Annotated in this window: 12 protein-coding genes; 7 read left to right on the forward strand and 5 right to left on the reverse strand. The window is 72.1% G+C overall.

The window, feature by feature from the left end; translation table 11 throughout:
- Positions 1 to 15: 15 nt before the first annotated feature.
- Positions 16 to 2,187 carry an acyl-CoA dehydrogenase gene (locus tag AC068B_RS01785; RefSeq protein ID WP_478668325.1) on the reverse strand — a complete coding sequence of 724 codons (2,172 nt, stop codon included), beginning with the start codon at positions 2,185 to 2,187 and terminating at the stop codon, positions 16 to 18.
- Between the two features lie 265 nt (positions 2,188 to 2,452).
- Between AC068B_RS01785 and AC068B_RS01790 the strand changes: the two genes are divergently transcribed.
- The 5 genes from AC068B_RS01790 to AC068B_RS01810 all read left to right on the forward strand — a co-directional run bounded on the left by AC068B_RS01790 (position 2,453) and on the right by AC068B_RS01810 (position 8,249).
- Complete coding sequence (locus tag AC068B_RS01790; protein ID WP_478668327.1) at positions 2,453 to 4,186, forward strand: MFS transporter; 1,734 nt, start codon at positions 2,453 to 2,455, stop codon at positions 4,184 to 4,186.
- 131 nt (positions 4,187 to 4,317) lie between these two features.
- A complete protein-coding gene (locus tag AC068B_RS01795; protein WP_478668328.1) occupies positions 4,318 to 4,974 on the forward strand; it encodes a class I SAM-dependent methyltransferase in 657 nt (218 codons plus the stop codon).
- Positions 4,975 to 5,046: 72 nt separating this feature from the next.
- Entirely contained in the window at positions 5,047 to 6,072 is a 1,026-nt protein-coding gene (locus AC068B_RS01800) for an N-acetylmuramoyl-L-alanine amidase (RefSeq protein WP_478668329.1), read from the forward strand.
- 182 nt (positions 6,073 to 6,254) lie between these two features.
- On the forward strand, positions 6,255 to 7,115 hold the full coding sequence (locus AC068B_RS01805; protein ID WP_468559653.1) for a hypothetical protein: 861 nt from the start codon (positions 6,255 to 6,257) through the stop codon (positions 7,113 to 7,115).
- Positions 7,116 to 7,238: 123 nt separating this feature from the next.
- Entirely contained in the window at positions 7,239 to 8,249 is a 1,011-nt protein-coding gene (locus tag AC068B_RS01810) for an LLM class F420-dependent oxidoreductase (protein WP_478668331.1), read from the forward strand.
- An 11-nt stretch (positions 8,250 to 8,260) separates the two neighbouring features.
- Here AC068B_RS01810 and AC068B_RS01815 read toward each other — a convergent pair whose 3' ends face one another.
- Positions 8,261 to 8,812, reverse strand: a complete 552-nt coding sequence (locus tag AC068B_RS01815; protein ID WP_478668332.1) for a hypothetical protein — start codon at positions 8,810 to 8,812, stop codon at positions 8,261 to 8,263.
- Positions 8,813 to 8,951: 139 nt separating this feature from the next.
- Between AC068B_RS01815 and AC068B_RS01820 the strand changes: the two genes are divergently transcribed.
- Complete coding sequence (locus tag AC068B_RS01820; RefSeq protein WP_356261730.1) at positions 8,952 to 9,245, forward strand: hypothetical protein; 294 nt, start codon at positions 8,952 to 8,954, stop codon at positions 9,243 to 9,245.
- Between the two features lie 11 nt (positions 9,246 to 9,256).
- Here the strand turns inward: AC068B_RS01820 and AC068B_RS01825 are convergent, their stop codons facing one another.
- The 3 genes from AC068B_RS01825 to AC068B_RS01835 are packed head-to-tail and all read right to left on the reverse strand — an operon-like array spanning position 9,257 to position 12,461.
- Positions 9,257 to 10,339, reverse strand: coding sequence for a prenyltransferase/squalene oxidase repeat-containing protein (locus AC068B_RS01825; protein WP_478668334.1), 1,083 nt, complete (start codon positions 10,337 to 10,339; stop codon positions 9,257 to 9,259).
- A complete protein-coding gene (locus AC068B_RS01830; RefSeq protein ID WP_478668335.1) occupies positions 10,336 to 11,088 on the reverse strand; it encodes a class I SAM-dependent methyltransferase in 753 nt (250 codons plus the stop codon). The genes AC068B_RS01825 and AC068B_RS01830 overlap by 4 nt, the downstream gene beginning before the upstream one ends.
- Entirely contained in the window at positions 11,088 to 12,461 is a 1,374-nt protein-coding gene (locus AC068B_RS01835; protein WP_478668336.1) for a glycosyltransferase family 4 protein, read from the reverse strand. The genes AC068B_RS01830 and AC068B_RS01835 overlap by 1 nt, the downstream gene beginning before the upstream one ends.
- 214 nt (positions 12,462 to 12,675) lie before the next feature.
- Between AC068B_RS01835 and AC068B_RS01840 the strand changes: the two genes are divergently transcribed.
- Positions 12,676 to 13,296 carry a TetR family transcriptional regulator gene (locus tag AC068B_RS01840; protein ID WP_478668338.1) on the forward strand — a complete coding sequence of 207 codons (621 nt, stop codon included), beginning with the start codon at positions 12,676 to 12,678 and terminating at the stop codon, positions 13,294 to 13,296.
- Positions 13,297 to 13,409 lie beyond the last annotated feature (113 nt).

The following is a 13,409-nucleotide window of genomic DNA, read 5'->3' on the forward strand; positions in this document are numbered from 1 at the left end:
GACGCTCGTACTCCTTCAGTCCCTGGGCAGGCCGAGGATCCGCTCGGCGACGACATTGAGCTGGACCTGGGTGGTGCCGCCCGCGATCGTCAGGCAGCGCGACATCAGGAAGCCGTGCAGCGCCCGCTCCCCCGGGCCCTCGCGGACCGCGCCCGCCGTGCCGAGGAGTTCGAGGGCGAGCTCGGCGACCTTCTGCTGGTGCGGGGTCTGGACGAGTTTGCGTACGGAGGCGCCCGCGCCCGGCTCCGCGCCCGCCACCTGCCGGATGGTCGTGCGCAGCCCGATGCAGGCGAGGGCGTGCGCCTCGGCGGCGAGTGCCCCGATGCGGGCGCGGTGGGCGCCGTCGAGTTCGGCGGCGCGCGCGATGAGCGCCTCCAGGCCGGTGTCGAAGGTCAACTGGTCGGCCATGTGGACGCGTTCGTTGCCGAGGGTGTCGCGGGCGACCCGCCAGCCGTTGTCGATCTCCCCGACGACCGCTTCGTCGGGCAGGAAGACGTCGTCGAAGTACACCTCGTTGAAGAGGGAGTCCCCGGTGATCTCCTTGAGGGGACGGACGTCGATGCCCGCGGCCTTCATGTCCACGAGGAAGTACGTCAGGCCCTTGTGCTTGGGCGCCGCGGGGTTCGTGCGGGCGAGGAGGATCCCGTGGTCGGACCACTGGGCCGCGCTCGTCCACACCTTCTGGCCGTTGACGCGCCATCCCCCCTCGGCGCGCTCGGCGCGCGTGCGCAGCGACGCGAGGTCGGAGCCCGCCTCCGGCTCACTGAAGAGCTGGCACCAGAGCAGCTCGCCGCGCAGGGTGGGGGGCAGGAAGCGCTCCTGCTGCTCCTCGGTGCCGTACGCGATGAGGGAGGGGACCACCCAGGTCGCGATCCCGAGGTCGCCGAGCTTGATGCCCGCCGCCTTCATCTCCTCCTGGACGGCCAGCTGTTGGACGGGTCCGGCGCCCAGGCCGTGCGGTTCGGGGAGGTGCGGGGCGGCGTAGCCGGTGGGGGCGAGGGCCTTGCGGGCCGCGGCCGGGTCGAGTCCGCGGGCGGGGGCGAGCGCCGCGCGGGCCCGGACGCGGTACGTCTCCGCCTCGTCCGGGAGCTCCATGCGCAGCTCGCGGCGCGCGCCGCCCTCCGCGAGCCGGACGGCACGCATCCGGTGCGCGTCGCCCGCGCCGAGCAGTTGGCGCGCCACGACCGCCCTGCGCAGATACAGGTGGACGTCGTGTTCCCAGGTGAAGCCGATGCCGCCGAGGATCTGCACGCAGTCCTTGGCGCAGGAGTACGCGGCGTCCAGGGCGGTGCCCGCGGCGAGCGCGGTGACCAGGCCGCGCACGTCGTCGGGCACGCCATGGACTCCCTCCGCGGCGCGGGCCGCGTCCCACGCCAGGGCGCGCGCCTGCTCGACGCGGACCAGCATGTCGGCGCAGAGGTGCTTGACGCCCTGGAACTGTCCGATGGGCCGCCCGAACTGCTCGCGCACCTTGGCGTGTTCGGCCGCGGTGTGCAGCGCCCACGCGGCGGTGCCGCACGCGTCGGCGGCCAGCACTGCGGCGGCCAGGTCACGGACGGCGGAGGAGTCCACGGCGAGCACCCGGCCGACGGGGACGTGGGCGGCCCGCGCCGTCACTTCGGCGGTGGGCCGGGTCGGGTCGGCGCTGTCGTGTGTACGTACGGTCAGCGCACCGGCATCGACGGCCAGCCACACCGGCCCCGCGGCCGACGCGGCGGTCAGGATCAGCAGGTCCGCCTCGCCGCCGGAGAGGACGGGCGGCGACACCCCGTCGAGGACGTATCCGTCGGGGACGGAGACGGCGGTGAGCGTGCCCGCCTCCAGGGCGACGGCGCCGATCCGGGCGCCGCGGGCCAGCTCGGCGGCGAGGGCGTGCGCGCCCGCGCGGCGCAGCACCAGCGAGGCGAGGGAGCTCGCCGCGAACGGCCCGGGGAGCGCGGCCCGCGCCGCCTCCTCCAGGACCACGGCGAGATCGAGGAGGTCGCCGCCCCCGCCGCCGTACTCCTCGGGCAGATGAAGGCCGAGCAGCCCCTGCCCGGCGAGTCCGTCCCAGTGGGCGGGACGCCCGCCGCCGGGTGGCGGCCCGTCCAGGAGCTTGCGCGTCTCCTCGGGCGGCACGGCCCGCGCGATCCAGCCGCGCACCGCCGACGCCAACTCCCGCTGTTCCCGCGTGATTCCGATCCCCATGCGCATCCTCGCCGGTAGCAGCTGCCGGGACGGCGACAGAGTAGAACACGTTCCAATCTGACGGAAGGTCAGGTGAGCATCGGATGGACAATCCGCCGACGGCTCACTCGACGGCCCGGTTGACGACTCGGTTAACAAAGGGTCAAGAATTCCCCTCGTACGACATCCGTCGGAATAGTCGCCCAGGGAAACAGGTTCGGCTTACACATACGTTCCCGCTCCTGCCGAGCCCGACCTTCCGCCCCGGAGGCCCCAAGCAATGTCGATGTCGATGTCGACGAACAAACCGCGCGGCATACGCGGGGTCGTCCCCGTGCTCGCCTTCTCCGGCATCGTCGTCGCGGTGATGCAGACCCTGCTCGTGCCGGTCATCAAGGACCTGCCGGAGCTGCTGAACACCTCGCCGTCGAACGCCACCTGGGTCATGACGTCGACCCTCCTCGCCGGCGCCGTCTCCACTCCGATCATGGGCCGCCTCGGCGACCTCTACGGCAAGCGGAAGATGCTGCTCAGCAGCCTCGCCGTGATGGTCGTTGGCTCCCTGATCTGCGGTTTCACCGATGATCTCGTCGTGATGATCGTGGGCCGCGCGCTACAGGGCTTCGCCATGGGCGCCATCCCGCTCGGCATCGGCCTGATGCGCGACGAGCTGCCCCGCGAGAAGCTCGGCTCCGCGATGGCCCTGATGAGCTCCTCCATCGGCGTCGGCGGCGGCCTCGCCCTGCCCGTCGCCGCACTGACCGCGCAGCACGCCGACTGGCACGCCCTGTTCTTCGGCGCCGCGGGTCTCGGCGTGACCTCGATCCTGCTGACCCTCGCCTTCGTCCCCGAGAGCCCGGTCCGCGCCGAGGGCACCTTCGACGTGCTCGGCGCGCTCGGCCTCTCCGTGGGACTCGTCCTCTTCCTGCTGCCCATCACCAAGGGCAGCGACTGGGGCTGGAGCGCCCCCCTCACGCTCGGCCTCTTCGGTGCCTCGGCCGCCGTCCTCGTCCTGTGGGGCGTGATGGAGCTGCGCGTCAAGGCCCCGCTGGTCGACCTGCGCACCACCGCACGCCGCTCGGTGCTCTTCACCAACCTCGCCTCGATCATGGTCGGCGTCGCCTTCTACGCCGTCTCGCTGGTCCTGCCCCAGCTCCTCCAGCTGCCGACGGCGACCGGCTACGGCCTCGGCCAGTCGATGGTCGTGGCGGGCCTGTGCGTGATGCCGCTCGGCCTGACGATGATGTTCACCGCCCCCGTCTACGCCCGTCTGTCGGCGAAGTACGGCCCGAAGGTCACCCTCATCCTCGGCATGCTGATCATCGCGATCGGCTACGGCGCCGGGCTCGGCCTGATGAGCGCCGCCTGGCAGACCATCGTCATCGCGGTGCTCCTCGGCGCGGGCATCGGCCTCGCCTACTCCTCGCTGCCCGCACTCATCATCGGCTCGGTCGACCCGTCCGAGACGGGCGCGGCCAACGGCCTCAACACCCTGATGCGCTCGATCGGCACCTCGGTGTCGAGCGCCGTGATCGGCATGGTCCTGGCCAACACCGCGAACCACGTCGGCGGCGTCGCCGTGCCGACCATGCACGGCTTCCGCGTCTCGTTCCTGATCGCCGGGGGCGCGGTCGCCATCGGTCTGCTCTTCGCGCTCATGCTGCCCTCGGCGCGCCGCCCGGCCGCCCTGCAGCTGCGCGCCAGCAGCGAGGAGGACGCGAACCTGGAGCGCGCGGTCCAGGTGCTCGCGGGCTTCCACGGGCTGGTGCGGGGCGCGGACGGGACGCCCGTCCCCCGCGCGAAGGTGACGCTGATCGACCGCAGCGGCCGCCAGGCGGGCGCGGCGCTCACGGACGACGGCGGGCGGTACGAGCTGGCCGTGCCCGGCGACGGTTCGTACGTCCTCGCGGTGCGGGCCACCGGCCACGGCCCGCTGGCGTCGGCGGCGGCCCACCCCGGCCAGGACCGCCCCGTCGAGCTGGACCTCCTGCTGCCCGGCAGCAGCGACGTACCGGCCTGAGGCAGGCACGGACCACCCACCCCCGTCACTCCGGTGACGGGGGTGCCGTGCATCATGGGCGGCCATACATGCGTACGACCCCATACATACGCGCAAACACCTGCCCACACGCGTACGACCTGGAGGAACCCATGGCCGCCTTCGCCGAGCCCAAGCCGGAGATTCTCGCCGCCTTCGAGGCCGCCAAGGGCTTCATGCCGCGCGGCGAGGGGCTCGCGCTGTACGCGGCCGCGACGGAGGCCGCCGCGCTCGGCCTGCCGCTCCTTGAGGTCGGCACGTACTGCGGCCGCTCCACGATCCTGCTCGCCGACGCGGCCCGGCAGGCCGGGGTGGCCGCGATCACCGTCGACCACCACCGCGGCAGCGAGGAGCAGCAGCCCGGCTGGGAGTACCACGACCCGGAGACGGTCGACCCCGAGGTCGGCCGCATGGACACGCTGCCCACCTTCCGCCGCACGCTGCACAGGGCGGGCCTGGAGGACCACGTGATCGCGGTCGTCGGCCGCTCGCCGCAGGTGGCGAAGGCGTGGGGCGGCGCGCTCGGCCTGGTCTTCATCGACGGCGGCCACACGGACGAGCACGCCACGGCCGACTACGAGGGCTGGGCGCCCCACGTCGCCGAGGGCGGGCTGCTCGTCATCCACGACGTGTTCCCCGACCCGGTCGACATCATGACCGGGCAGGCGCCGTACCGCGTCTACCTCAGGGCTCTGGAGTCCGGCGCGTTCACGGAGGTCGCGGTGGCGGACTCGCTGCGCGTGCTGCGGCGCACGGGGGCGGGAATCTGACCTCAGCGGGAGCGACGGGTATCTGACCTCAACAGGAGCGAGGGGCCCGACCTCGCGGATAGGCTCGCCCCCGTGTCGTACGTAGGTCCGGAATTCGATCCCTCCCAGCCGCCCAGGCGCCGCATCGGCCGCCCCGTGACAGTGGCCGTCGCCGCGCTGGTGCCGACCTGTCTCGCGGGCTGGCTCGTCTACCAGGCCACGAGCGGGCCCGACGGGAACGAACCGGCGAGATCGCTGCCCGCATCGGCGAGCGCGTCCGCCGGACAGGACGCGTCGCCCGGCTCCACCACGCCCTCCCCATCCGGAAGCAAGGCCTCCGATCAGGGCAAGGAAAAGGACAAGGGCGACAAGGACGGCAAGGGCGGGGACGCCGACCACAACGATTCGGCCACGAAGCCGCCCGGTGGCGGCCCCGCCGCGAGCGGCCCCCTCAAAGGCAAGGTCGTCGTGATCGACCCCGGCCACAACCCCGGAAACTTCCGCCACGCCTCGGAGATCAACCGCCAGGTCGACATCGGGACGAACCACAAGGAGTGCGACACCACGGGGACGTCCACCAATCACGGCTACACCGAGGCGAAATTCACCCTGGACGTCTCCCGACGGCTGCGGACGCTCCTCCAGAATCAGGGCGCCACGGTCAAGTTCACCCAGGACGACGACCGCCCCTGGGGGCCGTGCGTCGACGAGCGGGCCCAGATCGGCAACAAGGCGCACGCCGACGCGGTGGTCTCCATCCACGCCGACGGCTCCGGCGCGGGCAACCGCGGCTACCACGTGATCATGCCGGGAAAGGTGAGGTCGGGCTCGGCCGACACCTCGGCGATCGTCGGCCCCTCCGAGGAGTTGGGCGAGCGCATCGCCGGGAAGTTCGTGAGCGCGACGGGCAGCGCCCCCTCGAACTACATCGGCGGCGGCACCGGCCTCGACACCCGCAGGGACCTCGGGGGCCTCAACCTCTCCACCGTCCCCAAGGTGTTCATCGAGTGCGGGAACATGCGGGACGCGAAGGACGAGGCCCTGCTGACGAGCGGCACGTGGCGCCAGAAGGCCGCGCAGGGCATTTCCGAGGGAATCACGGGGTTCCTGCGGAAGTAGAGGTGAACGTCTTCGCGATGAAGCGTGGACGTCTTTATCCCGAGCAGACACCCCGCGCGTACTGACGATATTGTCCTCCCTACGATGAGGGGCCACCCCCGCGCTTCGCGCACCGCGACACGACCGCGACTACGGCGACAGCGACGCCTCCACTGACGAGACGACTGACGAAGGACCCTGAAGTGAATTTCCGCTCCCTCACTCGAGGCGACGGCGTGGTGATCGGAGCAGCGGTGTTGCTCTTCATCGCCTCGTTCCTCGACACCCTTGACATCGCTCGTGTCGACGGCGACAAGCTCCCCAACGCGTGGGAGAACGGCAACCTGCTGCTGAGCGTGTACCTGCTCGGCATCATCGGAGCGGCTCTCATCGTCGTCGGCCGCGCCCTGCCGCAGCCGAGCAAGGTCGCGGGCCTGGACCTCGGCCAGCTCGGCGTGGCCTTCGCCGTCGCCTCCGCATGGAGCTCGCTCGGTGCGATCTTCGACGCCGACCAGTCCTACGGCTTCTTCTTCGACGGCGCCCCCTCCGAGTCCACCCCCAGCGCCGGTGTCGGCCTCATCCTCGGTCTGATCGCCGCGCTGGTGCTCGCCGGTGGTGCGGTCGCCGGGCTGATCGTTCCTGCGCTGAAGGCCCCCCTCATGGGCGCCCCCAAGCCGATGGCCCCGCAGCCCTACGGCGGTCAGCCGCAGGGTGGCTACGGCTACCCGGGCGCCGGTGCGGGTCAGCCGCAGCCGGGTGCGCCGTACGGCGGCCAGCCGGGCCAGCCGCAGGGCCAGTCCTTCGGTGGGCAGCCGCAGCCGCAGGCCGGGCAGACCCCGCCGCCCGCGCAGGCGCAGCCCGCCGGTGACTTCTCGCCGTTCTGGTTCGCCGTGCCGGTGCCGCGTCCGCTGTACGCGGAGGACGGCTCGCCGACGCCGATCGCCGAGCTGGCTCCGGGTACCTGGTACCTGGCCGTCGAGCAGCGCGGTCCCGGCCTGGTCGCCCAGACGCAGGACGGCCGTCGCGGCGTGCTGCAGGACACCACGGGGATCCAGCGCGGCTGACCCCACGCACTCGCGGTACCGCGGCCCCTCGCCCCTTCCGGGCGGGGGGCCGTTGTCGTACAGTCCCTCCCCTACGACCCAACCTGACACACCGTCAGTTCACTTCACCAGGGAGGCAGGCCTATGCGGCTCGGGCTCGCACTCGGTTACTGGGGGCGCGGCCCCGACCCCGGACACGTCGCCCTGGCCCAGGAGGCCGAGCGGCTCGGCTACGACTCCGTGTGGACCGCCGAGGCCTGGGGCTCGGACGCCTTCACGCCGCTGACCTGGATCGCCGCGCAGACCTCGCGGATCAAGCTCGGTACGGCCGTCGCACAGATGGCGGCGCGCTCCCCCGTCACCACCGCCATGCACGCGCTCACCCTGGACCACCTCTCCGGCGGGCGGATGATGCTCGGCCTCGGGCTGTCCGGGCCGCAGGTGGTCGAGGGCTGGTACGGCAGGCCCTTCCCGAGGTCGCCGCTGACCGCGACGCGCGAGTACGTCGAGGTGATCCGCCAGGTCCTGCGGCGCGAGGGACCCGTGGAGCTGGCGGGACGCTTCCACTCCCACCCGTACGACGGCGAGGACGGCACCGGACTCGGCAAGGCCCTCAAGCCGATCACCCACCCCCTCCGCGCCGACCTGCCGCTCCTGCTCGGCGCCGAGGGTCCGAAGAACATCGCGCAGACGACACGGATCGCGGACGGCTGGCTGCCGCTGTACTGGTCGCCGCTGCGGACGGACGTGTACGAGGCGTCGCTCGCCGACGTCCCCGAGGGCTTCCTGATCGCCCCGATGGCCCGGGCCAAGGTCTGCGACGACGTGGCCGAGGGCCTGCTCCCCGTGAAGGCCATGCTCGGCTTCTACATCGGCGGGATGGGGCACTCCGCCCGCAACTTCCACGCCGACCTGATGGCGCGCATGGGATACGAGGCCGAGGCCCGGCACATCCAGGAGCTGTTCCTCGCGGGGCGCAGGGAGGAGGCGGTCCTCGCGGTGCCCGACGCCTTCGCCGACGAGATCTCCCTCGTCGGGCCGCGGGCGCGGATCGCGGAACGCCTTGAGCTGTGGCGCAAGGGTCCGGTGACGGACCTGCTGGTGCTCGCCCCGGACCCGCACACGCTGCGGGTCCTGGCCGAGCTCAACTCCTAGGGAGAAGGGCCCTAGTTCTTGGTCAGGTCTCCCGCAGACGGCACCTTGTCCTTCACCTCAGCGCCCGCGCTGCTGCCCGCGCCCTTGATGTCCTTGATGATGTCGTCGAAGGAGTTCACCACCGAGTCCGTCCCCTCGCCCTTGCGGAGCTTGGACGGCAGGTCCTTCAGGGCGTCGATGCCGGAGGTCAGCGGGGCCACGGCCTTGGAGAGGGTCGGGTCGCCCTTCGCGTTCTTCGTCGCGGCCTTGAGCCTGTTGTACGTGAACGCGCCCGCGAGGCCCGCCTTGATCAGGGCGAACTTCCGGCCGCCCGCGCCCTTCTTGAACTTGCCCGCGCGGTAGGGCTTCACGATCCACTGGTACGTCGCCCCCGCGGCCAGGCCCGCGTTGGCGACGAAGCGGGTCTTGGCGAACTTCTGCTTCTCGGCGCTGCTGCTGGCGGACGGCGCCGCCGCGGAAGCGGTGCTCTCACCGCTGCTGCCGCAGGCCGTCGCACCGGCCAGCAGGGTGCCGCAGAGCGTGAGGGAGACCGCGGCACGGCGGACGGGTACGGGGCTGGGCACGACGGGGGCCTCCAGACGGGAGCTGAGCGGCCCGTGGGAGAGCGCGGACCTCTCCGCAGCCTCACCCCGGCCGCCGCACCACGCCACCGGGGCTCCCCCGTACGGGTTTCAACGGGGCTCTCCCCGGTACCCGGTAACCATGTCTCCCACGCGGAACTCCCACGGAAGCACTGCGGCACGGGTGATCGTCGTCGTCGCCGACGTCATGGCCGCCATCCTCGGCCTGTGGATCCTGATGTACCTGCTGGACGCGAACCGCGCCAACGACCTCGTCCAGTTCATCCACGACGCGGCCCGGTGGCTGGCGGGCTGGTCCCACGACCTCTTCACGTTCGACGAGGACTGGGCCCGGGTCGTCGCGGGCTACGGCCTCGCGGCCGTCGTCTACCTGTTCATCGGCCACGCCCTCGCGGGCCGCCTGCGCCGCTACTGAAGCTGCTGAAGCTACTCAGGCGGTTCACAGCAGTCGGGGTCCAGGCCCCGCGGCAGCCCTTCGCCCGAGAAGACCGCGCAGGTCGCCTCGTCGCCGCCCAGGGCCGCCACGGCGAGCAGGAGTGAGCCCGCCGTCCAGGTGGTGAGCTCCGCGGGCCAGATCGCCTCGTCGTCGAAGACGTAGCCCGTCCAGTACAGGCCCGACTCCGGGTCGCGCAGGTGCTGGAGGGACTGCAGGATGTCCAGGGCGCGGTCGGACTCCCCCAACACCCAGAGGGCGAGGGCGAGTTCGGCGCTCTCGCCGCCGGTGACCCACGGGTTGGGCACCACGCAGCGCACCCCGAGGCCGGGCACGACGAAGCGGTCCCAGCCCTCCTCTATGCGGGACTTGGCCGCCACGCCGGTCAGCGCGCCGCCCAGGACCGGGTAGTACCAGTCCATCGAGTAGCGGTTCTTGTCGAGGAAACGCTCGGGGTGGTGGCGGATCGCGTGTGCGAGCGCACCCGCGGCCAACTCCCAGTCGGGCTGCGGCTCTTCGCGCTGCTCGGCGATGGCGAGGGCGCAGCGCAGCGCCTGGTGGATGGAGGAGGAGCCGGTCAGGAGCGCGTCGGTGACCGGGGTGCCGTCCGGCTCCCGCTTCCAGCCGATCTGCCCGCCCGGCTGCTGGAGCCCGAGCACGAACTCGACGGCGGCGACCACGGCGGGCCACATGCGGTCCAGGAACGCCTCGTCGCCGGTCGAGAGGTAGTGGTGCCAGACGCCGACCGCGAGGTAGGCGCAGAAGTTGGTCTCGCGGCCGCGGTCGGTGACGTCGTGCGGATCCCCGTCGGCGTAGGCCGCGTACCAGGAGCCGTCCGGGTTCTGGTGGCGCACGAGCCAGTCGTAGGCGCGCTCGGCGGCCGCGTGCTCGCCCGCCGCGTCCAGCGCCATGGCGGCCTCGGTGTGGTCCCACGGGTCCAGGTGGTGGCCGCGGAACCACGGGATGGCGCCGTCCTCGCGCTGCACGGCGAGGATGCCGCGCACCGTCGCCACGGCCTGATCGGCCGTCAGGACGCCGGGCAGGACGAGGTGTTCGGTCCGCTCCGGGCTCGTCACTTGGCGGCCGCCGCGGCGTCGGCGGAGGCCTTGGGGAGGTGCGGCTTGGTCGCGTACGCCACGAAGCTCTTGCCGACGACGGGGTTGAGCAGCTGCTCGGCGACCCGGGTGGCCAGCGGCTTCTTCATGATGTCCCAGACCAGGAGCTTGTGGTACGCCCGCACGGGCAGCGCCTTGTCGTTGTCGACGCCGAACGCGCACTTCAGCCACCAGTACGGCGCGTGCAGTGCGTGCGCGTGGTGCGTGCCGTAGGGCTTGAGGCCCGACTCCCGCATCCGGTCGAGGAGTTCGTCCGCCTTGTAGATGCGGATGTGGCCGCCCTCGACCTCGTGGTAGGCGTCCGAGAGGGCCCAGCAGACCTTCTCCGGGCCGTAGCGCGGGACGGTGACCGCTATGCGGCCGCCCGGCTTCAGGACGCGCACCATTTCGGCGAGGACGCCCTTGTCGTCGGGGATGTGCTCCATGACCTCGGAGATGATCACGACGTCGAACGACTCGTCGGGGAAGGGGAGGTTGAGCGCGTCGCCCTCCATCGCGGTGGCCGTCGCGCCCGCGGGCGCCTCATCGGCCTCCTTCATCGCGGCGAACCACTTGGCGACCTCGCGGATCTCCTCGGCGTTCTGGTCGAGGGCCACCACCTGCGCGCCGCGCCGGTAGCACTCGAAGGCGTGCCGGCCCGCGCCGCAGCCCAGGTCGAGGACGCGGTCGCCCGCGGCGAGCGGGAAGCGGGTGAAGTCGACGGTCAGCATCAGCGATGGCTCCCGGAGTGCGTCGAGTACGTCGTGGTGGCCGCGGCGCGGCCGGGATGCGTGGCCGCGGAGCGGTCCATGGCCTCGCGGTAGCGGTCGGCCGTGCCCTTGGCGGCCTGGGCCCAGGTGAACTTGGCGAGGACGCGTGCGCGCCCCGCGGTGCCGAGCCTGGCCCGCAGGTCGCCGTCGCCGAGCAGCCGGTTCAGGCCGTGCGCCAGCGCTCCGGCGTCGCCCGGCGGGACGGCGAGGCAGGTCTCCCCGTCGGGGCCCGCGACCTCCGGGATCGCGCCGCCGGTGGTGGCGAGGAGCGGGGTGCCGGTGGCCATCGCCTCCGCCGCGGGGAGCGAGAACCCCTCGTACAGCGAAGGGACGCAGGCGACCTGCGCCGAGCGGACGAGGTCGACGAGCTCGGCGTCGGTGATGCCCTTGACGAACTCGACGGCGCCTTCGAGGCCGTGGCGCTCGATGGCCTGGGCGACGGGGCCGTCCTCGGCGCGCTTGCCGACGACGACGAGGTGGGCGCCGGGGTGGTCGGCGCGGACCTTGGCGAGCGCCTCGACGAGGTGGACCAGCCCCTTGAGCGGGACGTCGGCGCTGGAGGTGGTGACGATCCTGCCGGGCACTTCGGGGACGGCCGGGTCCGGCGAGAAGAGGCCGGTGTCGGCGCCGATGTGGACGACGTCGATGCGGTCCGCGCGGACGCCGAGGTGGTCGACGATCTCCTGCCGGGACGTGCCGGAGACGGTGAGGACCGAGGGGAGGCGGCGCGCGACGCGCTTCTGCATGCGGGTGAACGCGTACCAGCGGCGGACGGAGGCGCGGCGCTTCCAGCCGGGCGCGGCGTCCAGCTCCAGCTGCCGGTCGACGGTGATGGGGTGGTGGATCGTGGTGACGAGGGGCGCGCCGAGGTCGCCGAGGAGGCCGTACCCCAGGGTCTGGTTGTCGTGCACGACGTCGAAGTCGCCCCGCCGGGCGCGCAGGTGCCGCCGGGCGCGCAGGCTGAACGTGACGGGCTCGGGGAAGCCGCCGGTCCACATCGTCGCCACTTCGAGGGCGTCGACCCAGTCGCGGTACTCGTCGCGCTTGGGGGTGCGGAAGGGGTCGGGCGAGCGGTAGAGGTCCAGGCTCGGCAGCTCGGTGAGCTTGAGTCCTTCGAGGCCCGCGCCCTCGTCGAGGACGGGGTAGGGCTGCGCGCCGATCACTTCGACGCTGTGGCCGAGCCGGGCGAGCTCGCGGGAGAGGTGGCGTACGTAGACGCCCTGTCCCCCGCAGAACGGGTTCCCTTTGTACGTGAGGAGAGCGATGCGCAGCGGGCGCTCGCCGTCGCCGCCAGAGCCCTTTCGGGGGCCCGCTTCCATGGCCTCAGCGGTCACTCTCGGCCCCCTTCTCCCTGCAGTTCTCCGCGAGGTTACGCCGGGACGGTAATCTAGAACAAGTTTCAGACTTGATCGCTGAATGATCGCTGAACGAGCTTTGAATCTACCGGCAGGTAGGCGAGGTGTAAGGCCCGGATCAGGTGATTCGCGCCACGACGGGCTCCCTGCCATGCTGTGCGATCTCGCGAGGCGTATTCGGAGGGGCATCGACATGACAGCGGAAGTCAGGACGGCGAACCCTGCGGCGCCGCCCCTCACCGAGCGCCAGGAGGCGCGCCGCCGCCGCATCCTGCACGCCAGCGCCCAACTGGCCAGCCGGGGCGGTTTCGACGCCGTGCAGATGCGGGAGGTCGCCGAGGCCGCGGGCGTCGCCCTGGGCACGCTGTACCGCTACTTCCCCTCCAAGGTCCATCTGCTGGTCGCCACCATGCAGGACCAGCTCCAGCACATGCACACGACGATCCGCAAGCGCCCGCCCGCCGGTGAGACGCCCGCCGAGCGGGTCGCCGAGACGCTGATGAGGGCCTTCCGTGCGCTGCAGCGCGAGCCGCATCTGGCGGACGCGATGGTGCGGGCGCTGACCTTCGCGGACCGCTCGGTGAGCCCCGAGGTCGACACGGTGTCGCGGCTGACGACGGCGATCATCCTGGACGCGATGGGGCTGACGGAGACGCCGACCGCGCAGCAGCTGTCCGCGGTGCGGGTCATCGAGCACACCTGGCACTCGGCGCTGATCACCTGGCTTTCGGGCCGGGCCTCCATCGCCCAGGTGAAGATCGACATCGAGACGGTGTGCCGACTCATCGACCTCACGGCCGAGCCGCGCGCATAGCCTGTCGGCGCCGCCCTGCCCATAAGTCGTCCGTCACCTGTCCGACGCACAGGGGGCGCACAGGCGTATGGCAAATGCGCCCCTGCCCTCCCCGTTGGCCAGTTCTCTGCGTC

Source organism: Streptomyces sp. NPDC042371 (genome assembly GCF_056437465.1).